The organism is Burkholderia sp. AU31624 (assembly GCF_020420065.1).
Taxonomy (GTDB): Bacteria; Pseudomonadota; Gammaproteobacteria; order Burkholderiales; family Burkholderiaceae; genus Burkholderia.
The window spans coordinates 995,026-1,019,093 of sequence record NZ_JAIZRT010000002.1 but is presented as its reverse complement, the minus strand read 5'-3'; the positions used below and the strand labels follow the sequence as shown (position 1 = coordinate 1,019,093).

Annotated in this window: 16 protein-coding genes; 8 read left to right on the top strand and 8 right to left on the bottom strand. The window is 67.5% G+C overall.

Going from position 1 to position 24,068, the window contains the following annotated elements; translation table 11 throughout:
• Positions 1–86 precede the first annotated feature (86 nt).
• Entirely contained in the window at positions 87–1,151 is a 1,065-nt protein-coding gene (locus LGM89_RS09820; protein WP_089432480.1) for an asparaginase, read from the bottom strand.
• Between the two features lie 322 nt (positions 1,152–1,473).
• On the opposite strand from LGM89_RS09820, the gene LGM89_RS09815 reads away from it, so the two are divergent.
• Entirely contained in the window at positions 1,474–3,714 is a 2,241-nt protein-coding gene (locus LGM89_RS09815) for a TonB-dependent receptor (RefSeq protein ID WP_226272950.1), read from the top strand.
• Positions 3,715–3,759: 45 nt separating this feature from the next.
• Here the strand turns inward: LGM89_RS09815 and phnY are convergent, their stop codons facing one another.
• Positions 3,760–5,214, bottom strand: a complete 1,455-nt coding sequence (gene phnY / locus LGM89_RS09810) for a phosphonoacetaldehyde dehydrogenase (RefSeq protein ID WP_226272949.1) — start codon at positions 5,212–5,214, stop codon at positions 3,760–3,762.
• Between the two features lie 44 nt (positions 5,215–5,258).
• Positions 5,259–5,600 carry a GNAT family N-acetyltransferase gene (locus LGM89_RS09805; protein ID WP_226272948.1) on the bottom strand — a complete coding sequence of 114 codons (342 nt, stop codon included), beginning with the start codon at positions 5,598–5,600 and terminating at the stop codon, positions 5,259–5,261.
• Between the two features lie 271 nt (positions 5,601–5,871).
• Here LGM89_RS09805 and LGM89_RS09800 point away from each other — a divergent pair, with 271 nt between their 5' ends.
• The 6 genes from LGM89_RS09800 (at position 5,872) to LGM89_RS09775 (ending at position 15,442) form a co-directional block, all read left to right on the top strand.
• Entirely contained in the window at positions 5,872–7,398 is a 1,527-nt protein-coding gene (locus LGM89_RS09800; protein WP_089497256.1) for a PLP-dependent aminotransferase family protein, read from the top strand.
• A 481-nt stretch (positions 7,399–7,879) separates the two neighbouring features.
• Positions 7,880–10,765 carry a GH92 family glycosyl hydrolase gene (locus tag LGM89_RS09795; protein WP_226272947.1) on the top strand — a complete coding sequence of 962 codons (2,886 nt, stop codon included), beginning with the start codon at positions 7,880–7,882 and terminating at the stop codon, positions 10,763–10,765.
• A 372-nt stretch (positions 10,766–11,137) separates the two neighbouring features.
• Positions 11,138–11,536 carry a nuclear transport factor 2 family protein gene (locus LGM89_RS09790; protein WP_089497258.1) on the top strand — a complete coding sequence of 133 codons (399 nt, stop codon included), beginning with the start codon at positions 11,138–11,140 and terminating at the stop codon, positions 11,534–11,536.
• Between the two features lie 160 nt (positions 11,537–11,696).
• Positions 11,697–13,514: a sulfoacetaldehyde acetyltransferase gene (xsc, locus tag LGM89_RS09785; protein WP_089427823.1), complete on the top strand. Its 1,818-nt coding sequence runs from the start codon at positions 11,697–11,699 to the stop codon at positions 13,512–13,514.
• Positions 13,515–13,643: 129 nt separating this feature from the next.
• Positions 13,644–14,678 (top strand): phosphate acetyltransferase, encoded by a 1,035-nt coding sequence (gene pta, locus LGM89_RS09780; protein WP_226272946.1) that lies wholly within the window; start codon positions 13,644–13,646, stop codon positions 14,676–14,678.
• Positions 14,675–15,442 (top strand): sulfite exporter TauE/SafE family protein, encoded by a 768-nt coding sequence (locus tag LGM89_RS09775; RefSeq protein ID WP_226272945.1) that lies wholly within the window; start codon positions 14,675–14,677, stop codon positions 15,440–15,442. The genes pta and LGM89_RS09775 overlap by 4 nt, the downstream gene beginning before the upstream one ends.
• An 88-nt stretch (positions 15,443–15,530) precedes the next feature.
• Here the strand turns inward: LGM89_RS09775 and LGM89_RS09770 are convergent, their stop codons facing one another.
• Together LGM89_RS09770 and LGM89_RS09765 are read right to left on the bottom strand one after the other, a co-directional pair.
• Complete coding sequence (locus LGM89_RS09770) at positions 15,531–17,252, bottom strand: cobaltochelatase CobT-related protein (protein WP_226272944.1); 1,722 nt, start codon at positions 17,250–17,252, stop codon at positions 15,531–15,533.
• Positions 17,249–18,235, bottom strand: a complete 987-nt coding sequence (locus LGM89_RS09765) for an AAA family ATPase (protein ID WP_226272943.1) — start codon at positions 18,233–18,235, stop codon at positions 17,249–17,251. Before LGM89_RS09765 ends, LGM89_RS09770 begins: the two co-directional genes overlap by 4 nt.
• 196 nt (positions 18,236–18,431) lie before the next feature.
• On the opposite strand from LGM89_RS09765, the gene LGM89_RS09760 reads away from it, so the two are divergent.
• Positions 18,432–19,184 carry an IclR family transcriptional regulator gene (locus LGM89_RS09760; RefSeq protein ID WP_226203823.1) on the top strand — a complete coding sequence of 251 codons (753 nt, stop codon included), beginning with the start codon at positions 18,432–18,434 and terminating at the stop codon, positions 19,182–19,184.
• Positions 19,185–19,216: 32 nt separating this feature from the next.
• Here LGM89_RS09760 and LGM89_RS09755 read toward each other — a convergent pair whose 3' ends face one another.
• Genes LGM89_RS09755 through LGM89_RS09745 form a run of 3 tightly spaced genes read right to left on the bottom strand, consistent with a single transcriptional unit; the run spans position 19,217 to position 23,904 of the window.
• Complete coding sequence (locus LGM89_RS09755; protein WP_226272942.1) at positions 19,217–20,164, bottom strand: dimethyl sulfoxide reductase anchor subunit family protein; 948 nt, start codon at positions 20,162–20,164, stop codon at positions 19,217–19,219.
• Positions 20,165–20,204: 40 nt separating this feature from the next.
• Positions 20,205–20,951: a 4Fe-4S dicluster domain-containing protein gene (locus LGM89_RS09750; protein ID WP_226272941.1), complete on the bottom strand. Its 747-nt coding sequence runs from the start codon at positions 20,949–20,951 to the stop codon at positions 20,205–20,207.
• Positions 20,952–20,967: 16 nt separating this feature from the next.
• Positions 20,968–23,904 carry a molybdopterin oxidoreductase family protein gene (locus tag LGM89_RS09745; protein WP_226272940.1) on the bottom strand — a complete coding sequence of 979 codons (2,937 nt, stop codon included), beginning with the start codon at positions 23,902–23,904 and terminating at the stop codon, positions 20,968–20,970.
• Positions 23,905–24,068: the final 164 nt, after the last annotated feature.

Genomic DNA, 24,068 nt, shown 5'->3' with positions numbered 1-24,068 from the left:
CACGCGCCCTGGGTCGGGTTCGCGCCGCTGCGCACGGCCCGCGTCGCGGACCACCGGCAGCAGCGCATCCGCGCCGTTCAGGCCGATCAAGCCGCCTGCAATTCGAACGGGAACGTGGCGTGCCCTATCTCGACACCCTGCGTGTTGAGCATCCGCGGCCGATGGAAGCCGGCCAGCGGCGCGCGCTGCTCGGCCGTGCCGATCTGCAGCCGCTCGAGCAGCTCGCTGACGACCATGTAGAGCACGTCGAGATTGCCGTCCTCGATCTTCACCGAGATGCCGAGCGCGCCATCGGCGCCCAGCGCCCGCGTGCGCTCGGACGCCCGCACGCCGATCCCGTAGCACGCATCGGCGCCGAGCTTGCCGACCACCTGCCCGCCGAACGCGTTCATCAGCACCGTGCAATAGCGCCCTTCGCCGGCAACCAGCTCCGGATACGCGGTCATCGCATGATGAATGCGCGCCAGCGCGCGGACGCGATCGGTGATGGCGTCACCGCCCGCTTCCACCGTATCCGCCCCGTCGGCCAGCGATGCGTAAAGCCGCGCGAGCCGGTCCAGCGAAAACGCCGGCGTCGGCAGGTTGCACCCGTCGATGCCCCACTCAACCTCGTCGTCGCGCAGCCCGCACGCGTCGGCCACCACGTGCTTCACGCGCACCTGCATCGGATGTTCGGGCAGATGGTAATCGGCGATCGCGGCGCCGATCGCCTGCGCGCCGGCCAGCATCCCGACGTGCTTGCCCGAACAGTTGCTGCACACGCCGGTTGGCGTGTAGTCGCGCTTGATCCACGCGCGGTACACCGCGTCCGACAACGGCGGATGGCCGCCGCAACGCAAGTCCGATTCGTGCGCGGCGACCTTGGCGAGCATCGCGCGCGTGCGTTCGATGTGCCGGTCCTCGCTGCTGTGCGACGCGCACATCAGCGCGATATCCGCATCGTCGAAGCCGAAACGCTCGGGCGCGCCCGTCTCGAGCACCGACAGCGCCTGCGCCGGCTTGGCCGCCGAGCGCGCGAGCGTCATCCGGAACGGATCGCCGAACCGGGCCAGCAGCCGGCCGCGTGCATCGACCACCGCCACATGGGCGACGTGCGTGTTCTCGATCGCATCGCCTCGGTACGTGACGACTGCTGCGCGTTGGGTGTCCATCTTGTGTTGTCTCCATGCTCGGGGCCTGCTTGCCGGGGCCCGTCCAACCGGTACGGCAGTGTATCGAGTCGTCGCCGCCGCGCACGGCCGGGTGATGGAAAGTGGTGTTGCACGCCACGCAAAGGCAATCCGCCCCCCACGAAAGCCTGACCGAATTAGTACAAAAACCATTCGATCGTTTACAGAATTAGTACCAATCCGTACAATTGCGACCGCAAACGCGAATCATACGCATTTACATTGACGTTTTCCGATGTTCCGTGCGGCCCGCCCGGCATCGAGAAGACGCACCTGCTCACCGAACCTTCTGCTGCCTCTCGATATGCCCGCCCAGTTCAAGACGAGGCCTCGCGCCCTCGTGTCGGCGCTGACCTGCTCCGTGTTCCTGACCCCGCTGCTCGCTTCCGCCGAAACCGCCCCTGCTCCCGCACCCGCCGCCGGCCAGCCCGCCCCGGCCGCCGACGTGCAGGCGACGCTGCCGACGATCCACGTCCAGTCGACCGCGCCGTCGGACATGCAGGTGAAACGTTCGCCGTCGTACAAGTTCACCGCGCCGCTGCTCGACACGCCGCGCTCGGTCACGGTGATCCCCGAGCAACTGATCAAGGAAAAGAACGTCACGTCGTTCGCGGACGCGCTGCGCTCGGTGCCGGGCATCACGTTCCTCGGCGGCGACGCGGCCGCGAACCCGTCGGCCGATCGCCCGGTGATCCGCGGCTTCGAATCGCGCAACTCGATCTTCGTCGACGGGATGCGCGACTCGGGGTTGCAGAACCGCGAAACGTTCGCGGTCGAGCAGATCAGCGTGATCAAGGGCCCCGATTCGGTCTACGCCGGCCGCGGCTCGGTGGGCGGCAGCATCGACATCGTCACGAAGACGCCGAAGAACGACAACTTCATCAACAGCAGCATCGGCTTCGGCACCGACGGCTACAAGCGCGCGACGGTCGACGCGAACCACAAGATCAACGACACGACGGCCGTGCGCCTGAACGTGATGGGTCACGACGCGAACCAGGCCGGCCGCAACGACGTGTACAACAAGCGCTGGGGCGTCGCGCCGTCGATCGTGTTCGGGCTGAATACGCCGACCACGGTCACGGTCAGCTACTACCACATGAACTCGTACGACATGCCGGACTTCAGCGTGCCGTTCCGCGCGTCGGGCGGTGCGCCGGTGCCGACCGATCGCGGCCAGTTCTTCGGGCTGAATACGCGCGACTACCGCTACGGGCAGACCGACACCGCCCAGGTGCGCGTCGAGCACAAGCTCAACGACGACTGGAAACTGAAGAACACGACGATGTTCGGCCGCTCGACGCTCGATTACGTGGCGACGAATCCGCAGATCCTCGCGTCGAATCCGACCATGCTGAGCCTGCAGGCGAAGAGCGGCAAGTACGCGCTCAACGGCTTCTCGAACCAGACCGAAGTGACCGGCAGCGCAAGCCTGTTCGGCATGAAGCACACGATGACGGCCGGCGTCGAGTTCAGCCATGAACAGGCACGCTACGAGGGCTACCTCGTGTCGGATGCGACCGGCAACAACATCCGCTCGGGCGGCCCCTGCTCGGTGGCCGGCAACTGCACGCCGCTCGCGGGCGGCTGGAACCCGAACATGCCGTGGACCGGCAGCATCGTGCTGAACGGCGACAAGGGCTTCCCCGGCGCGACGACGAACACGCGCACCGACACGGTTTCCGCGTACCTCTTCGATACCGTGAAGCTGTCCGAGCGCTGGCAGTTCAACACGGGGCTTCGCTTCGACCGCTACGACACGACCGGCAAGCAGGCCGGCGTGGCCGACCTGTCGAACACGTCGAACCTGTTCAGCTACCAGTTCGGCCTCGTGTTCAAGCCGGTGAGCAACGTGAGCCTGTATGCGTCGTACGGCACGTCGTCGAACCCGCCGGGTTCGAACGGCGGCCTCGGCGGCGGCACCGACCAGATCACCGCGACGAACCAGGATCTCGCGCCGGAACGCTCGCGCAACATCGAGATCGGCGCGAAGTGGGACGTGCTGCAGGATCAGCTGTCGCTGACGTCGGCGCTGTTCCAGACCGAGAAGACCAACGCGCGCGTGAGCGACGGCCTCGGTCACACGGTCAACGCGGGCAAGCAGCGCGTGCGCGGCGTCGAATTCGGCTTCGCGGGCAACTTGACGCCGAAGTGGCACGTGTTCGGCGGCTACTCGTACCTGAACGCGATCACGACCGATGCCGGCCCCGGCAGCCCGGGCGCATCGGGCCTGCCGATGGTGATGGTGCCGAAGCACAACTTCACGCTGTGGACGAGCTACGACGTGATGCCGAAGCTCACGCTCGGCGCGGGTGCGACGGTGATGAGCCAGACCTATGCGTCGGTATCCGCGACGACGAAGAAATGGACGCCCGGCTACGCACGCTTCGACGCGGCCGCGACGTGGCGCGTGAACAAGACGATGGACGTGCAGCTCAACGTGCAGAACCTGTTCGACAAGAAGTATTACTCGAGCGCGTATCCGATCTACGCGACGTGGGCGCCGGGCCGTTCGGCGATGGTCACGCTCAACTTCTATCAGTAACGCGGTTGGCGGCGGGCGGGCGCGATGCGCCCTTCCCCGCCGCACTCACCACGGCAGCGAATACGTCTTCACGTTCGTGAAGCTCTTCATCGCTTCCTGCACGCCCTCCTTGTAGCCCAGCCCCGAATCCTTCACGCCGCCGAACGGCGTCACTTCGAGCCGGTAGCCCGGCACTTCACGCACGTTCACGCTGCCGACTTCCAGCTCGGTGATGAAGCGCGTGATGTGGTCGAAGCGGTTCGTGCAGACCGATGACGACAGCGCGTAGTCGGTGCTGTTCGACATCCGGATCGCTTCGTCGATGTCGCGGAAACGCATGATCGGCGACACGGGGCCGAAGGTTTCGTACTTCACGAGCGGCATGTCGGGCGTCACGCGATCGATCACCGTCGGCGAATACAGCGCGCCGCTCCGCACGTTGCCGACCAGCAGCCGCGCCCCGCGTGCGATTGCGTCATTCACCTGCTGCTCGCAGAACTTCGCGGCCGCTTCGTCGATCACCGTGCCCATGTCGACCGACGGATCGGACGGATTGCCGTACGACCACGCACGCGTTTTCTCGACCACGAGTTCGGTAAAGCGATCGGCCACCGACTCGTGCACGAGCATCCGCTTGATCGCGGTACAGCGCTGCCCCGAGTTTTTATACGAACCCGACACCGCGAGCGTGCTCGCTTCATCGAGATCGGCGTCTTCCATCACGATGATCGGATCGTTGCCGCCGAGTTCGAGCACCGCACGTCGGTAGCCCATGCGCGACGCAATCGACTTGCCGATCGACACACCGCCCGTGAACGTAATGAGATCGATCGCCGGGTTCGTGATCAGCTCGTCGGCAATCTCCTCCGGGTCGCCGGTGAGCACTTGCAGCATCTGTGGCGGCAAACCGGCTTCGTACAGGATGTCCGCGAACAGGTAGCACGACAGCGGCACCTTCTCCGACGGCTTCACCACGATCCGGTTGTTGGTCGCGACCGACGGCACGATCTTGTGCGCGACCTGGTTCATCGGATGATTGAACGGCGTGATCGCCGAGATCACGCCGAGCAGCGGATCGCGCTGCGTGTACACGCGGCGCTTCTTGCCGTGCGGAGTCAAGTCGCACGAGAAGATCTGCCCGTCGTCCTTCAGCACTTCACCGGCGCCGAACGTCAGCACGTCGGCCACGCGGCCGGCTTCGTATGTGGAATCCTTGATGCACAAGCCGGACTCGGCCGTAATTAGCGCTGCAATCTCGGCGGTGCGCGAACGCACGATGTCGGCCGCACGGCGCAGGATCGCCGCGCGATCGTAGCGCGAGAGCGTCGGCCGGTAGGCACGTGCGGCGGCAAACGCACGCCGCACATCGTCCAGTGTCGCCTTCGGCACGGTGCCGACCAGCGCGCCGTCGTACGGGTTGCGCACGTCGATGACCGCGTCGCGCCACACGCGCTGCCCGTCGATGCGCAGCGCTTCGTGCCGCACGTCGGATGCGGGAATCGGCTTCAGGACCGTGCTCATGTCGTCTCCGTCTTTGTGAAGCGTGATCTTGGTCACGCTTCCGGTTAGCGCACCACCACCAGCCCTTCGTATTCGAGGCAGCGGCACAGCGTCGCCCAGGCCGGCGTATCGGGCCATTCCCGTGCGTGGGCATCGATGCGGATCGGCCGCCCGAATTCGCGCGACGCGCACGCCAGCAGTGTGTGCGCGATGCCGCTGCGCCGATACGCGGGTTCGACGTACAGCCGCGTGAGCGACGGCGATCGCCCGGCACCGCCACTGTCGTCGTCGATATCGAGTTCGCCGATCGCCTCGTCGTCGCGATACGCGACCGCCGTCGCACGTGCATCGTCGAACACGATGCGGATCACGCGCTCGCAGCGATCCCTGAACACGACGACGTGCATGGCGCGCCTCTCCTTGGCATCACGTTGCAGGCGAACGCGATGCGCGCACGCCTCCCTGCGCCCGCGAACCGGGGACTAATCCGGATCGTCCAGCGGCGACGGTTTGAGTATCGTCTTGCCACGTCGGCGCGCAGTAGTGCCAGACGGCACCTTTCATTGAGTCCACATCCGCGGCGCGGCGCGCGTATTCTCGCGACATCGCGCCCCTCGCGGGCCGCACGCACGCCCCGCGCACCGCCTCGCGTTTCCCGTACCGATCACAGGAGGAAGCATGCCGAGTCGTACCCCGACCGCCTTATGGGCCCAGCAGTTCCGGCGGTCGTCGGCGTCGAGCCTGCAGGACCAGATCCGGCGGATGCTCGTGGCCGCGATCCTCGACGGCCAGCTCGCGCCCGATGCCGCGCTGCCGTCGAGCCGCGAGCTCGCCGACCAGCTCGGCGTCGCGCGCAACACCGTCGTGCTCGCGTACCAGATGCTCGTCGAAGAGGGCTACCTGATCTCGCGCGAACGCAGCGGGCACTTCGTGAACCCGAAGATGCTCGAGGGCGTGCCTGGCTTCGCGGCCGCCAAGCCCACTGTGCAGCCGGGCGGCAGCGAAGCAACACCCGGCCGCCCCGCATGGGACAAGCGCATCGCGTATCCGCCGTCGAGGCAGCGCAACATCGTGAAACCCGCGAACTGGCAGCATTACGAATATCCGTTCATCTACGGGCAATTCGACCAGTCGCTGTTTCCGACCAACGACTGGCGCGAATGCTGCCTGAAGGCGCTGTCGGTGATGGAGATCCGCAACTGGGCGCCCGACCTGATCGAACGCGACGACGAATCGCTGATCCAGCAAATCCGCACGCGCGTGCTGCCGCGGCGCGGCGTGTTCGCGATGCCCGACGAGATCGTCGTCACGAACGGCTGCCAGCAGGCGCTGTACCTGATCGCGGACCTGCTGTGCGGCAAGCACACGACGGTCGGCTTCGAGAACCCCGGTTATCCGGATGCGCGCAACATCTTCGAGAACCGCAACGCACGGCTCTTGCCGCTGCCCGTCGACGGCCACGGGATCGCACCCGACGCGCTCGGCGCGACGCTCTCGCGCTGCGACTACGTGTACGTGACGCCGAGCCACCAGTGCCCGACCACCGCGACGATGCCGGTCGAACGCCGCCGCGCGCTGCTCGATTGCGCGCAGCAGCATGACTTCGTGATCATCGAGGACGACTACGAGAGCGAGAACACGTTCTCCGGCACGCCGCATCCGGCGCTGAAGAGCCTCGACACGGCCGACCGCGTGATCTACGTCGGCAGCCTGTCGAAAACATTCGCGCCGGGGCTGCGTCTCGGCTACGTGGTCGGGCCGCGCGAGCTGATCCGCGAACTGCGCGCGCTGCGGCGGCTGATGGTGCGCCACCCGGTTGCGTATATCCAGCGCGCGTTCGCGACCTTTCTCGCGCTCGGTCATCACGACGCGTTGCTGCGTCGGCTCGCGCATGCGTACAGCGAGCGCTCGCAGGCACTGATGGCCGCGCTCGATGCGCACTTGCCGGAAGCGCGCTACGTGCCGGTGACGGGCGGCGCGTCGTGCTGGGTCGAGGGCCCGCCGTGGCTGGATGCGACGCGCCTCGCCGCCGATGCACAGGAAGCCCGCATCCTGATCGAGCCGGGCAGCGTGTTCTTCATGAACGATGAAGGCGACGCGCGGCGCTGCTTCCGGATGGGGTTCTCCGCGATCCCGCTCGAGCGGATCGAGCCGGGTGTGCGGGCGCTCGCGCAATGCGTGCGTTCGCAACGACCGGGGGCCTGACCGGCGGCGAAAAGGCGTCGTGCGCCGGCGCGGCGGAGTCACCTCGAAGCCCGCATGTTTCGCGCGCTGCAGCTCGAAAAACCGCTTCACCGGTCGGCCGTGAGTCATCCTGCAGCATGACTCACGGACACATGCGTGCTGACCGCCTCGTCGGGTATCGATGAACCGCAGACGTGGGCACAAGACGCATCGCTTCGACCAACAGGTGATGTTCCGCTGCCTCATCGAACTCCGCCTACGCCACTCGCTCCCACACGCCGATACAGTGCGACTTCAACACGACGTCGTCTGAATTCATTGCGTTTCGATTCGTTTAGTAAATCCAATAAAAACATTACAACTCTCCAAATCCGATTGACAACGGATTCGTCCAAATCCTAGTGTTACGACGCTGAAAGACGGCAACAAGCGACGACGCAGCAACGGTTCGATCGATTGGATTGCCAAAGAACAAAGTGCGTGGACAACCGGAGGGGCGATCATGATTCGATTCACGACGCTCGCGGCAATCCTGGCCGCGGCGTGCGCATTGAGCGGGTGCGGAGGCGGTGACGGCAGCGACGGATCCGCGGCGTCGGTATTGGCGGCACGCCCGTCGGATGCCTCGGCCGATACGACCAATCTCGATGACAACCGCAACCTGTCGTTGACGCAGTACGTCGATCCGCTGATCGGCACGCTCGCGAGCAATTCGCCGAACCCGGTGCCGGCGGGACAGGCCGGCAGCGTCGAACCGGCCGCCGGCCTGCCGTCGGGCATGGTGCAGTGGGCGCCCGACACCAACACCACGCCGGCGCCGAGCAACAGCCAGGAGCCGAACTCGCCCGCCGGCTACTACTACGACATCCATTCGATCCAGGGCTTCAGCCTGACGCACATGCCGGGCGCCGGCTGCAGCGGCAACAACGGCGAATTTCCGGTCATGCCGACCACCGACCCGACGCAGCTCTCGCCAACCTTCAGTCATGCGAATGAAACGGCCAGGCCCGGCTACTATTCCGTGCTGCTCGACTCGCAGATCAAGGTGGAGCTGACCGCTACGCTGCGCACCGGCTTCGGCCAGTTCGCGTACCCGGCCGGCAAACCCGCGCTGCTGGTACTCGACGCGACCCGCACCAACACCAAGACCTCGACCACCGGCTCCGTTACGCAGGTTTCCGACAGCGCCATCTCCGGCAGCACGATCGGCGGTGGCTTCTGCGGCAACTCGGTGCCGGTTCCCGTCTACTTCTACGCCGCCTTCGACCAGGCTTTTACGTCGGCGTCGATTACGCACGGCGTGGCCCAACTGGGTTTCCGCCCGGGCCAGACGGTCAGGATGAAGATCGGCATCTCCTACGTCAGCGTCGCCAACGCGAAAGCCAACCTCGACGCGGAAAATCGCGGCTGGGACTTCGCGGGTGTCCGCACACAGGCCGACCGTATCTGGAACGACCGCCTCAATAGCATCCGCGTGGCGGGCGGCACGCTCGACGCGAAGAAAAAGTTCTACACGGCGCTGTATCACGCGCTGTGGGCACCGAGCATCTTCAGTGACGTGAACGGCCAGTACATCGGCTTCGACAACACCGTGCATCAGGTCGCCAAGGGCCAGCAGGCCCAGTATTCGTCGTTCTCGGGCTGGGACATCTACCGCTCGCTGATCCAGCTGAAGTCGATCCTCAACCCGTCCGAGACCAGCGACATGATCCAGTCGCTGATCAACGACGCGGACCAGTGCGGCGCGATTCCGCACTGGGTCAACGACAACGTCGAGGACGGCGTGATGCCGGGCGACGCCGGTTCGCTGATCGTCTCGAACGCCTATGCGTTCGGCGCGCGGCGCTTCGATACGCGGTCCGCGCTGCAGCACATGGTGAAGATGGCGAACATCCCCGGCACGGCCTGCAACAACGTGACCACCAACGGCGGTCGCGCGAGCTACCTGCAGACCGGCTACATCACCAACGGCGAGTGGGGACAGGCTTCGTCCACGCTCGAATACACGAGCAGCGATTTCGCGATCTCGCGCTTCGCGGGCGCACTCGGCGATGCCGCCACGCAGCGCATGCTGCTGAGCCGCTCGGCTTACTGGCAGAACCTGCTCGACACCACGCTGACGCCGCCGCTGATCGCGGCGCGCCAGTCGAACGGCGCGTGGATTCCCGAGACCCCGAGCAGCGGCGACAACTATGTGGAAGGCAATGCCGAGCAGTACACGTGGATGGTGCCGTACAACGGCGCCGGCCTGTTCGCGCAGCTGGGCGGCAATGCGGCAGTGACGTCGCGGCTCGACCAGTTCTTCACGGTGCTCAATGCGGGCCTGAGCCTGCCCAACTTCTACATGGGCAACGAGCCGACCTTCGAGGTGCCGTGGCTCTACAACTGGGCCGGACAGCCGTCGGGCACGCAGCGCGTGGTGCAGCAGATCCTCGCCAGCGCGTTCGGCACCGGCCCCGACGGCTTGCCGGGCAACGACGACCTCGGCGCCGTGTCGGGCTGGTATGTGTGGGGTGCGCTGGGCCTGTATCCGCAGATCCCCGGCGTCGCGGGCCTGGCGATCGGCAGTCCGCAGTTCCCGCAGATCGATGTGCGGCTCGGCAATGGCCGCACGTGGCGGATTCGTGCCGAAGGCGCGCCCGCGTCCAGCTATGTGCAGTCGCTGTCGATCAACGGTCGCGCGCACGATGTGCCGTGGGTCGCCTACGACGACATCGCGAACGGCGCGACGCTGCACTTCGCGATGGGCAGCGCGCCGTCGCAATGGGGCAGCCGGAAGCAGCCGCCGTCGTTCGGCGTGCCGGTGGCGATCAACGCGGTCGACAGCTACAACAATCGCGGCTTCAGCGCGGACGGCGCGACCAATGCCGACGGCCAGGGCGCGGACTTCGACGGCAGCCTGTTCAGCTACTCGCTGAATGCGCTGGCAGCGGCGGGCGTGCAGCCCGGCAAGCCGTTCGCGGTGGCCGGCGCGAGCGTCGCGGTGGCGGGCGGGCCGCTCTCGCTCGACAACACCGTGACCGTCGGCCAGACCGTGATGCTGCCGCCGGGATCGGCCGGCACCGGCGTGGTGGTGCTCGGCTCGGCCAACAATGGCCCGAGCAGCGGTACGGCGCAGCTGAATTTTGCGGATGGCACGAGTCAGGCTGTGACGCTGGCGTTCGACGACTGGACGCTGAATGGCGGCAGCGCGCATGCCAGCGCGGCGATCGCCGTCACGATGGCGTACCGCAATTCGGGCAGCGGTCAGCAGGACAACGTGAAGACCTACATCTTCGCGCAGAAGATTCCGGTACCGCCCGGCAAGGTGGTGACGAGCATCGTGCTGCCGCGGCAGGTGAGCGCCGGCAAGATGCATGTGTTCGGGATCGGGATGGCGGCGTCTTGATGCCCGCTTGACCAACGGGGATACATCGGACCTCCGATGTATCCCTCGCCGGCCGGTGCCGCGGCCGCATGCGCGTGCGCGCCGTGACTCATCGCGCAACAGCGACGGATTCGCGATACTCCCCTGCGGCAGATCTTTTTACCCATTGCTCCGCACCGATGCTTTCTGTCGATGCGCGTCACCGAACTCGCCGTCGGGCATCCACCGGGCGCCGGTAGCCAGGCGCACCGGCCCGGCTTCTCCCGCTGGCCCAAGCGAATCCCCCCCACTGGCGCTACCGCCAAAAACGAGCGCTCACTAACGTGTCGATACCGCGTGCCGCATGCGCGCCAGCGCCTTGCGCACCGCTCACCATTCGACAGGAGACACGTTATGGCAGATACGCTCACCGCCCCCGTCACGGCCGCCACGCTCGCGGCCTTTTCCGACGCCTTCAACCGGCACGACGCCAATGCGTTGATGGGCTTCATGACCGAGGACTGCGTGTTCGACGCGGCCGGCGGCCCCGACATCCACGGCACGCGGTTCGTCGGCCGTGACGCGGTACGCGCCGCGTTCGAAGCCGTGTTCAAGACCTTCCCCGACGCGCACTGGGGCCACGGCCGCCACACCGTCGCCGGCGAGCGCGGCGTCTCCGAATGGGTGTTCACGGGCACGCACGCCGAAGGCTGGCGCATCGAGGCCGAAGGCTGCGACCTGTTCGAATTCCGCGACGGACTGATCGCCGTCAAGCGTGCCTTCCGCAAGGAACGGCCGAAGCAGCCGGCCTGAGCGCACCGCCCGGGCCACCGTGCCCGGCGCGCATTTTGAAACGAATCGATTCATTTCATTCCACATTCCCCGGCAGCGGGCGGAATGACTTGACCGGCCTTCCCCAGCAAATAGCATCTGGAACAAGACGTTCCGTTAATTGAACAATCGGAGACAACCCATGAGCGAACAATCCACTTCCCTGCGTGCATCGGCGAACGGTCCGCAGGACATGACGCCGTCCGAAGCCTTCGTCGAGACCCTCGCGGCCAACGGCGTGACCGACATGTTCGGCATCATGGGCTCCGCGTTCATGGATGCGATGGACATCTTCGCGCCGGCCGGCATCCGCCTGATCCCGGTCGTGCACGAACAGGGCGCGGGCCACATGGCCGACGGCTATGCGCGCGTATCGGGCCGCCACGGCGTCGTGATCGGCCAGAACGGCCCCGGCATCAGCAACTGCGTGACAGCGATCGCGGCCGCGTACTGGGCGCATAGCCCGGTCGTGATCGTCACGCCGGAAGCCGGCACGATGGGCATCGGCCTCGGCGGCTTCCAGGAAGCGAACCAGCTGCCGATGTTCCAGGAGTTCACGAAATACCAGGGCCACGTCACGCACCCGGCGCGGATGGCCGAATTCACCGCGCGCTGCTTCGACCGCGCGCAGGCCGAGATGGGCCCGACCCAGCTGAACATCCCGCGCGACTACTTCTACGGCAAGGTCAAGGTCGAGATTCCGCAACCGCGCCGGCTCGATCGCGGCGCCGGCGGCGAACAGAGCCTGGACGACGCAGCCGCACTGATCGCGCAGGCGAAGTTCCCGGTGATCATCTCGGGCGGCGGCGTCGTGATGGCCGACGCGATCGAGGAATGCAAGGCGCTCGCCGAACGGCTCGGCGCGCCGGTCGTCAACAGCTACCTGCACAACGACTCGTTCCCGGCGAACCATCCGCTGTGGTGCGGCCCGCTCGGCTACCAGGGCTCGAAGGCCGCGATGAAGCTGCTGTCGCGCGCGGACGTCGTGATCGCGCTCGGCTCGCGCCTCGGGCCGTTCGGCACGCTGCCGCAGCACGGGATGGACTACTGGCCGAAGGACGCGAAGATCATCCAGATCGACGCCGATCACAAGATGCTCGGCCTCGTGAAGAAGATCTCGGTCGGCATCTGCGGCGACGCGAAAGCCGCGGCGGTCGCGCTCACGCAACGCCTCGAAGGCCGCACGCTCGCGTGCGACGGCTCGCGCGGCGAGCGCGCCGACCAGATCGCGACCGAGAAGGCCGCGTGGGAGAAGGAACTCGACGACTGGACGCACGAGCGCGACGCGTACAGCCTCGACATGATCGAGGAGCAGAAGCACGAGAAGCCGTTCAGCGGCGGCCAGTACCTGCATCCGCGCCAGGTGCTGCGCGAGCTCGAGAAGGCGATGCCCGAGGACGTGATGGTGTCGACCGACATCGGCAACATCAACTCGGTCGCGAACAGCTACCTGCGCTTCAACAAGCCGCGCAGCTTCTTCGCGGCGATGAGCTGGGGCAACTGCGGCTATGCGTTCCCGACGATCATCGGCGCGAAGGTCGCCGCGCCGCACCGCCCGGCCGTGTCGTATGCGGGTGACGGCGCGTGGGGCATGAGCCTGATGGAAACGATGACCTGCGTGCGCCACAACATCCCGGTCACGGCCGTCGTGTTCCACAACCGCCAATGGGGCGCGGAAAAGAAGAACCAGGTCGACTTCTACAACCGCCGCTTCGTCGCCGGTGAACTCGACAACCAGAGCTTCGCGGCGATCGCGCGGGCGATGGGCGCCGAAGGGATCACGGTCGACCGCCTCGAGGATGTCGGCCCGGCGCTCAAGCGCGCGATCGACATGCAGATGAACGAAGGCAAGACGACGATCATCGAGATCATGTGCACGCGCGAACTCGGCGATCCGTTCCGTCGCGACGCGCTGTCGAAGCCGGTACGCATGCTCGACAAGTACAAGGACTACGTGTAACGCCGCGTCGCCGGCGCAACCCGTTGCCGGCCGCGCGCCCCGCTCGCGCGGCCGGCCCTCCGGCCGGACGCCGTGCCCCGTGCGGGCCGCCGCATCCGGCCGTTTTTTCTTTTCTTACCCGAGCGAACGATGAAAGCCCTCGACCGCATTCTCGACGCCGCGCGCCGCCAGCCGATGCGCATCGCACTGTGCGAAGCCGACGATCCGCGCGTGCTGCAGGCCGCCGCGCGCGCGACGCGCGACGGTATCGCCCGCATCGTGCTCGTCGGCAACCGCGCGGCGATCCACGCGGCGGCTGCACGCGACGCGATCGATCTCGACGGCATGACGCTCGTCGATCCGGCCACCGCCACGCAGCGCGATGCCTATGCCGACACGCTGCACGCGCTGCGCAAGAGCAAGGGCATGACGGCCGATGCCGCACGCGACGCGGTGCTCGACCCGCTCTGCCACGCCAACCTGATGGTGCGGCTCCGCGATGCGGACGGCTCGGTCGCGGGCGCCGTGCATGCGACGGCCGACGTCGTGCGCGCGGCGATCCAGCTGATCGGCGTCGATCCGGCGTTCCGGATCGTGTCGAGCTTCTTCCTGATGATGCTGTGCGAGCCGTTCCACACGATCAAGGGCGGGCTGATCTTCTCCGACTGCGCGCTGGTCGTCGATCCGGACGCCAGTCAGCTCGCCGAGATCGCGATGGCCGCTGCCGACAGCGCGCACGCACTGCTCGGCGAAGAGCCGCGCGTGGCGATGCTGTCGTTCTCGACGAGCGGCAGCGCGCATCACGCGGCGGTCGACAAGGTGACGGCCGCGACCGCGCACGTGCGCGAACTCCGCCCCACCCTCGCGATCGACGGCGACGTGCAGCTCGACGCGGCGATCGTCGCGGAAATCGCCGAGCGCAAGATCGCGCATTCGCAGGTGGGCGGCCACGCGAACGTGCTCGTGTTCCCGAGCCTCGAAGCAGGCAACATCGGCTACAAGCTCGCCGAGCGGATCGGCCGCGCGAAGGCCGTCGGCCCGCTGCTGCAAGGGCTGCGCCGCCCCGCGAACGACCTGTCGCGCGGCTGCAGCGCCGACGACGTGTACCACGTGATCGCGGCGACCACCGTGCAGGCGCAGGCGGCCGCGCAGCGCGCCGCAACCGGCGAGGCCGCACACGCATGACCGCCGACAAACTGGCGATCCTGATCGCGGTGATCGGCGCCGGCAGCTATTTCCAGACCGTCACCGGCTTCGGGCTCGGGATGATCGTGATGGGCGCGACGAGCGGCTTCGGGCTCGCGCCGCTTGCCACCGTCGCCACGCTGATGAGCGTCGTGTCGCTCGCGAACGGCGCGACCGCACTGCCCGGCCGGCTGCATCACATCGACTGGCGCGCGGTCGGCGCGGCGACGCTCGGCATCCTGCCGTCGGTCGTCGCGGGCGTGCTGCTGCTCGAATGCCTGAGCCGCTCGGCGGCCGACCTGCTGCAACTGATCCTCGGCGCGGTCGTGCTGTATGGCGGACTGAGCGCGACGCTGCGGCCGACGCCGCTCACCGAGCGCTCGGACAACCGCAGCTTCTTCGTCAGCGGCCTGTTCGGCGGCTTGCTGAGCGGGATGTTCGGCGTGTCGGGGCCGCCGCTGATCTTCCAGTTCTACCGGCAGCCGCTGACGCTCGTGCAGATCCGCTGTGCGCTGATCGTGCTGTTCACGACGACCTCGGCCACACGCGTGCTGTACAGCGCATGCGAAGGCCAGCTCGATCGCGACATCTGGCTGCTGGCCGCGATCGCAACGCCGGTCGTGATGCTGACGACGGTGGCCGCCCGCCAGTACCCGCCGCCGCTGTCGCCGGTCGCGCTGCGCCGGCTTGCGTTCGGCGTGCTGATGGTGATCGGCCTCGGGCTGATCGCGACGTCGTTGCCGCCGTTGCTGCATCGCGCTTGATGTCGCGCAGCGTGCGCCACGTCGAACCGCCCTGTTCCCGGCAATCGATTCGGACTCGACGCCTGCGCTTCGAATGCAGACATCCGCATCACCGCCGGGCGCCGATCCATCCGGCGATTTCGACGAGCCGCTTCATATCGGGCGCCGACGCAAGATCGATCGCGAGCCGGTGCCGGTAATATGGGCCGAGATCGAGCCCGACGCCCAACCCTAGCACTTCGACGCGGCCCGCCGACTCCTCGCGCGCAACGACCTGCTTCAGATGGTTGTCGAGGTAGAACGGATCGTTCGCGAGCGCCGTCGCGCCGTCCATCGGGCTGCCGTCCGAGATCACGACGAGGATCTTGCGCGCCTCCGGCCGTGCAGCGAGCCGCGCGCACGCCCATTCGACCGCTTCGCCATCCACCCCTTCGCGGAACAGATCGGCCTTGAACAGCGCGGCAATGCCCGTGCGCGCATGCCGCCAGCGGGTATCCGCGTCCTTGAACACCAGGTGGCCGGTTTCGTTGAGCCGGCCCGGATGGCGCGGCTTGCCACGCGCGAGCCAGTCCTGCCGGGCGCGGCCGCCGTTCCATGAGAGCGTCGTGAAGCCCAGCACTTCGGTTGCCAGACCGGCGGCATCGCCCGCGCGGGCCAGCGTGTCGACCATCAGCGCGACGCCGTCGATCCACGTCTTCATCGACCCGGAGCAGTCGATCAGGAACGCGAGCGCGCAGTCGGCATGCGGCCGCACGCGTTCGAGCCGGAACAACCGACGTTCGGCCGGCGAGCTGACGAGTTGCGCGAGCCGGCGGCCGTCGAGCCGGCCGTGCTCCTCGCCGAACGACCAGCCGTCGGCCTGCGGCACGACGAGCGCCGCGCGCAGCACGCGGGCGAGCCGCGTGACGTTGATCCGCTGCGCGGCGACCTGGGCGTCGAGCCGGTCGCGATACTCGCGCAGCAGTGCCGCGCGGATCTGCGCGGCCGGTCGAAGCTCGCGGTCGTAGCGCGTCGTATAGGCACGGTAGACGGCATCGCCGCCCTGCAGCACGACGCTGTCGCCCGTCTCCACGAGTGCCGGCATATCGATGCCCGTCTCGTCGAAATCGACCCACAGCGAGAAATTCGTCAGTGCATCGTCCTGCTCGCGTGCGTCTTCCGTCTCCGTGTCCACGACGGCTGCACGCGCATCGCGGATCATCGCCGCAATCCACTTCGCGAGCGCCAGCGCGTGTTCCGCGAAGGCGCGCTGATCGTGCCGGCACCGCTTGAGCCCGGCAAGCTGCACGCCGATCTCGGGCACGATCGCCGCGCGCGACGCTTCGATCAGGTCTTCCGTCTCTTCGAGCACGGGCCAGCCCGTCAGCCGCGACCATGCGATCTGCGCGACGGTGTACACGAGAATCCCGATATGCGTATCGGCCTGCCCCGACCGGTGAAACGCGCGTGACCAGGTCTCGAAGCGATGACGCAGGTTCTGAACGACACCGCGCATGGCAGGCGGCGCGACCGACTCGCAGCGCAGTTGCTCGAGCATCTCGAACAGCACGCGTTCGACCGGATCGTCTCCGGACAGCGCGCGATGCAGGTCCGCATCGGAATGCAGGATGCGCATCGCGGCACCGTCGGCCGCGCCGCGCCATGACGCGAGATCGTCGTCGGCGGCCTGCGCGCGCAGGTGCGGTGCATGGATCGGCAACGGCCGCAGGTCGCGGCACACGCGGCCCGCGCGGTAATGCAGCGCCGCGTCGCGCGTCAGCGCACGCACGGTCGAAGCACCCAGCGCTTCGCGCGCCGATGCGCGGCGTGCGGCGTCGCGATCGGCGCTCACCGCCCCGCCCCCGGCTCGCCGCCGCCCCGCGACGCAACCGCCAGCTCCTCGCCGAAACAGCGCTGGTAATACTCGGCGACGACCGGCCGCTCCGCGTCGTCGCACTTGTTCAGGAACGTGAGCCGGAACGCGAGCGCCGGATCGCGGAAGATCTGACAGTTCTCGGCCCAGTTGATCACCGTGCGCGGCGACATCAGCGTCGACAGGTCGCCGGTCGCGAAGCCGTTGCGCGTCAGCTCCGCGAGGCTCACCATCGATTCGAGCAGCGGGCGGCCGGCTTCGTCCGCGAGTTCCGGCACGCGCGCCCGCACGATGCCGATCTCCTCGTCGCGCGGCAGGTAGTCGAGCGTCGCGACCACGTTCCAGCGGTCCATCTGCGCGTGGTTGAGCATCTGCGTGCCGTGGTAGAGCCCGTTCAGGTTGCCGAGCCCGACCGTGTTCGCGGTCGCGAACAGCCGGAACGACGGATGCGGATGGATCACGCGGTTCTGGTCGAGCAGCGTGAACTTGCCGTCGCGCTCCAGAATCCGCTGGATCACGAACATCACGTCGGGCCGCCCCGCGTCGTATTCGTCGAAAATCAGCGCGACCGGGCGCTGCAATGCCCACGGCACGATCCCTTCCTGGAATTCGGTTACCTGCACGTCGTCGCGCACGACGATCGCATCCTTGCCGACGAGGTCGAGCCGGCTGATGTGGCCGTCGAGGTTCACGCGCACGCACGGCCAGTTCAGCCGTGCCGCGACCTGTTCGATATGCGTCGACTTGCCGGTGCCGTGCATCCCCTGCACGAGCACGCGGCGGTTGCGTGCGAAGCCCGCGAGGATCGCGAGCGTGACGTCCGGGTTGAACCGGTATGCATCGTCGATATCGGGTACGTGATCGTCGCGCGTGCTGAACGCGGGCACCATCAGGTCCGAATCGAACCCGAACCGTTCGCGGACCGACACCATGCAGTCCGGCTTGTTCGCCACCCCATCCATTGCGTTGCGCTCCTGTCGTTGCTGTCGTTGCTGTCCGCGCGGGCGTCGATCTTCGCGCCCGCGCCGGTCGCGTTTATGGAACGATTCGTTCCATCGCTGAAAATGCGTACCGGGTTGCCGCGCCCCCCCCCTCACGCGGCCGGCCTGCCAGGCCGTTCGGTACAATGGCCGCCATCCAGTTTCCGGAATGCCTGCCATGCTGCCCGCGGATACGCCCACGCTGCGCGCCTTCGCGCTGCTCGAACATCTCGTCCAGGCCGGCGATGCCGTGTCGCTCGCCGATCTCGTGCGTGAAGTCGATCTCCCGAAGGCGTCGCTGCACCGGATGCTCGCGTCGCTCGAAGCCGGCGGCCTCGTGATCCGCGAGCCGGGCCGCAAGAACGCGTATGCGATCGGCCCACGCCTCGCGCGGCTCGGCACTGGCGTGCTGCTGCATGCGGGCGCGCGCCGGCTGCGCCACGCGATCCTCGAACGGCTCGTCGCCGATCTCGGCGAAACCTGCAACCTCACCGCGCTGCACGACACGGAAGTCGTCTATCTCGACCGCGTCGAAGCCGACTGGCCGCTGCGGCTCGACCTGCAACCCGGCTCGCGCGTGCCCGCGCACTGCAGCGCCAGCGGCAAGCTGCTGCTCGCGCTGTTGCCGCGCGACGAACGCGCCGCACTGGTGCGCGCGCTGGCGCTGCCGCGCTACACGCCGAACACGATCTCCGACCCCGAATTGCTCGAAGCCGAACTCGACCGTACCGCGCACAAGGGCGTCGCGATCGACAACGAGGAATTCGTCGCGGGCATCGTGTGCATCGCGGCGCCGATCGTCGGCGACGACGGCGCGTGCATCGCCGCGGTCGCCGTGCATGCACCCGTGTCGCGCGCACCGCTGTCGCGGCTGCTCGACCACGTGCCGCGTTTGCAGGAAGCGGCGCGCGCGCTCGCGGACACGTTCTAGCTCCCGCACGGCGTGGCGGCGCACGCGCAACGTCACGACGCGCGCTGGTAGTAGAGGTTCTGCGGATGGCGCGCATCCGCGAAGAAGAACCAGCGTTCCGCGACCAGCCCCGCGTACTGGATCACGAACGCCGCGCCGAGCGCGACGGCGGCCGCGACCGACGTCGGCGCGAGCGCGCCCGCGCCGGTCAGCACGAACGGCACCGCGAATGCGCCGATCAGGAAGCCGGCCTTCACCGCGCGCAGCGTGCCGTTGCCCTGCCCATGAAAGAATTCCCGCGTATTGAATGCGCTGGCCGTGAAGCCGCGCGATTTCTGCTCGACCTTGTCGCTGCGGATCCCGGTCGCGCTCTGCACGGTCGACTTCGGCCGCAGCCGCGCATTGCGTGCGAGCGACGCGAGCCGTGCCACGCCACCCGCGAGCGTCAGCACGCAGGCGGCCACGGCGAGCCGGCCAACCAGCGACGGCGCGAGCCACGCGGCGCACGCCGTCGCCAGCGTGCAGCCCGACGCGCAGCCGAGCAGCACGAAGTTCACGAGCGTCAGCGGGCTCGCCCATTCCTGCAGGAAGCGCAGGCACGCGTAGATCATCGCGGTGCACACGAACAGCGCGACGCTCGCGAGCGCGCCCACCGCGCCGATCAGCAACGTGCCCGGCCAGCCGAACAGGTGCGCCGCGCCATAGGCGAACGCGCACGCGAGAAACACCGGCAGCGCGATGCATTCGCGCGACAGCCACGACGTGCGCCACATCGCGATCGCGCGCCAGGCCCGCTCGGGGTGGCCGAGATGGAAGAACGACGCCAGCAGGCCGAGTGCGCCGAGCGCGACCGACAGCGCGGCGCCCGTCACGTAGAACGACGCAGCAATATCGACGCCTGCCGTGCGCGCCAGTGCCTCGACGATCACGAGCGTCAGCAGCAGGCCCTGTGCCGCACCGCACAGGGTGGTGAGGAAAACGACCGAAAAAGCTGGGCGCATGGGGACTCCGTTTTTTTCGTATGAGTGAAGGGCTTTGCGCTCAGCGCTGCGTCGCGAGCGACACGAGATCGATGTCGCCGCGCGTCGCGCGGGCCTCGAATGAATCGTCTTCGACGATGCCGTTCGATGCGCTGCCGCACCCGCCGCTGCTTCCGCACCCGCACGATGCTTCGGTCTTCACGCGCGGCAGGTAATGGTTCGACGGCCGCGTGCCCCATTCGGGCATCAGCTGATAGCCGCCGCGTTCGCGGATCGCGCGCGACACGTCCGACTCCGGATCGTGCACGTCGCCGAACAGTCGCGCCGACGTCGGGCACGCGAGCACGCAGGCCGGCTTCCGATCGCGCTCGGGCAGCGCTTCGTTGTCGATGCGGTCCGCGCAGAGCGTGCACTTCGTCATCTCCTTGCGGCCTTCGTCGAGCTCGCGGGCGCCGTACGGACATGCCCACGCGCAGTACTTGCAGCCGATGCACTTGTCGTAGTCGACCAGCACGATCCCGTCCGACTTGCGCTTGTAGCTCGCGCCGGTCGGACAGACGGGCACGCATGGCGGATCCTCGCAGTGCAGGCACGACTTCGGGAAATGAATCGTGTCGGTCATCGGAAACACGCCCGCTTCGTACGTCTGCACGCGGTTGAAGAACGTGCCGGACGGATCGTCGTCGTACGGGCGCATATCCGCGAGACTGCCGGCTTCGCCCGACGTGTTCCATTCCTTGCAGCTCGTCACGCAGGCATGGCAGCCGACGCACACGTTCAGGTCGATGACGAGGGCCATCTGGGTCATGGTGGTGCTCCTTCGATCAGCGATCTTCAGACTTCGGGCCGGCGGACGCCGCGCGCCGCAGCCGCGCGGCGAATGCGCCGGTTCCCGCGAAATACGCCTGCACGCGCTGCAGCACGCGCGGCGTGCCCGGCAGCGCCGGCATCGGCGCGAACTGCGGCAAGGTCGTCGCCGCATCGGCTTCGGCCGGATAGATTCGCACCTGCACGTCGTACCAGCCGGCCTGCCCCGTGATCGGATCGGAGTTCGACATCCGCGCACCGCCGCGCGCCGCATCCGGCAGCTCGTCGGTGATCACGTGGTTCAACAGGAAGCCGCGCTGCGACTCGCCCGCGTGCGGCCCGAGGTTCCACGCGCCGGACGCCTTGCCGATTGCGTTCCAGGTCCACACGGTGCCGGGCTCGACCGCCTCGCTGTAGCGTGCGCGGCAACGCACCTTGCCCCATGGCGATTCGACGTAGATCCATGCGCCGTCGTCGATCTGCTGGGCGGCGGCCGTCACCGGGTTCACGAACAGGTGGTTCTCGCCGTGGATCTGCCGCAGCCACGCGTTCTGCGAATCCCACGAGTGGTACATCGCCATCGGCCGTTGCGTGATCGCCGCGAGCGGATAGCGGCCCGCATCGGTCAGCCCGCTTTCGAGCGAGCGATGCCAGAACGGCAGCGGATCGAAATAGCGCGCGATGCGCTCGCGCAGATGGTCGGGCGGCTGGCGGCCCGACGTGCGGCCCTGCGCGGCGAGCCGGAATTTCTGCATCACGTCCGAGTAGAGCTGGATCACGATCGGCACGCCGAACTTGCGCATCCCGTTGTCGACCGCCCACTGCATGTACGGCCCGTTGCAGTTGCGCATGTACTGCAGCGGCTCCGGCAACCGGTGGTGGTACACGCAGTTGTTCTCCGCGTAGCGCTTCCATTGCTCGGGGTTCGGCTCGCCGACGACGGCCTTGCCACCCTCCTTGCCGCGCCAGCCGATCAGGAAGCCGGTGCCGGAATCGGGCGCGGTCTGGAAGTTGATGACGAAATCCGGGTAGTCGCGATACTTGCGCTGCCCGTCCGCGGTCGTGAAGGCCGGAAACTTCAGCCGGCTCGCGAGCTCGATCAGCACTTCCTGGAACGGCTTGCATTCACCGGTCGGCGGCACCACGGGCACGCGCACCGAGTCGACCGGCCCGTCGAATTCGGAGATCGGCCGGTCGAGCACCGACATCACGTCGTGCCGCTCGAGGTAAGTCGTGTCGGGCAGGATCAGGTCGGCGAACGCCGTCATCTCCGACGCGAACGCATCGCACACGACGAGGAACGGGATCCGGTATTCGCCGTCGTCGCGCTTGTCGACCAGCATCTTGCGCACTTCCGTCGTGTTCATCGACGAATTCCACGCCATGTTGGCCATGAAGATCAGCAGCGTGTCGATCGGATAGGGATCGCCGCGCCACGCATTGGTGATCACCGAATGCATGAGCCCGTGCACCGCGAGCGGGTATTCCCACGAGAACGCCTTGTCGAGCCGCGCGGGCGTGCCGTCCGGATGGACGAACAGATCCTCGGGGCCGGCGGGCCAGCCGAGCGGGCCGGTGGCGAGCGGCGTGTTCGGCTTGATCTGCGCCGGGTCGTTCGGCGGTTTCGCCGATGGCGGCACCGCGCGCGGATACGGCGCCTTGTGCCGGAAGCCGCCCGGCCGGTCGATCGTGCCGAGCAGCGACATCAGCACGGCAAGCGCGCGGATCGTCTGGAAGCCGTTCGAATGCGCGGCGAGCCCGCGCATCGCATGGAACGCGATCGGCACGCCCTTCACCGATTCGTGTTCCTTGCCCCACGAATCCGTCCAGCGCACCGGCAGCGCGATCGCGTGGTCGCGCGCGACCGTCTCCATCTCGCGCGCCAGGCGGCGGATCGTGTCGGCCGCGATGCCGGTGATGTCGGCCGCCCATTCGGGCGTGCAATCGGCCACCTGTTCGCGCAGCAGCGTGAACGACGGCGCGACGGGCGTGCCGTCGTCGAGCGTATAGCGGCCGTCGAGTGCAGGCTCGGCGCCTTCCGTGTGATGCAGCACCGCGCGGTTCGTCTTCGTGTCCCACCACATCCGGTTCTGCGGATACAGCGCGTTGACCTCCGGCGCGCCGCCGTCGCGCACGAACAGCCCGAACGTGTCGGCGCCGTCGCGCTGGTCGACCAGCTCGGCCGCGTTCGTGAAGCGCGACACGAATTCGAGGTCGAACGCGTCGCGCGCGATCAGCTCGTGCATCAGCGCCATGAACAGCGCGCCATCAGTGCCGGGGCGAATCGGAATCCATTCGTCGGCGATCGCCGCGTAGCCGGTGCGCACCGGATTGATCGCGATGAAGCGCCCGCCCGCGCGCTTGAACTTGCCGAGCGCGATCTTCAGCGGATTCGAATGGTGGTCCTCGGCGGTGCCGATCATGAAGAACAGCTTCGCGTTGTCGAGATCGGGCCCGCCGAATTCCCAGAACGAGCCGCCGATCGTGTAGATCATCCCGGCCGCCATGTTCGCCGAGCAGAACCCGCCATGCGCCGCATAGTTCGGCGTACCGAACTGTTTCGCGAACAGGCCGGTGAGCGCCTGCATCTGGTCGCGGCCGGTGAACAGCGCGAAGCGCTTCGGGTCGGTGGCGCGCAGGTGCGCGAGACGCTTTTCGAGCACGTCGAACGCGACGTCCCACGACACCGGCTCGAACTGCGCATCGCCGCGCTCGGCGCCCGGCTTGCGCATCAGCGGCTGCGTGAGCCGCGCGGGCGAATACTGCTTCATGATTCCCGACGAACCTTTCGCGCAGATGACGCCCTGGTTCAGCGGATGCGCGGGATTGCCGTCGATATAGCGCACCTCGCCGTCGCGCAGGTGCACGCGGATGCCGCAGCGGCACGCGCACATGTAGCACGTCGTCGTCTTGATCTCGGCCTGCTCGTCCCGCTCGCGTGCCCGATGTTCCATCGTCTGTCCTCGTTCGCGGATTCGCGGATGAGGGCGCGCCCGGCGGGGCGCACCCGTGAATCGGTTCATCCATGCTATGCCGGCACGCGGCCGACATAAAGTCGCATCCTCTGATCGGTGCTATCGGTCGGCCCGATAGTTGCCCCGATAGTTGCCCCGATCAT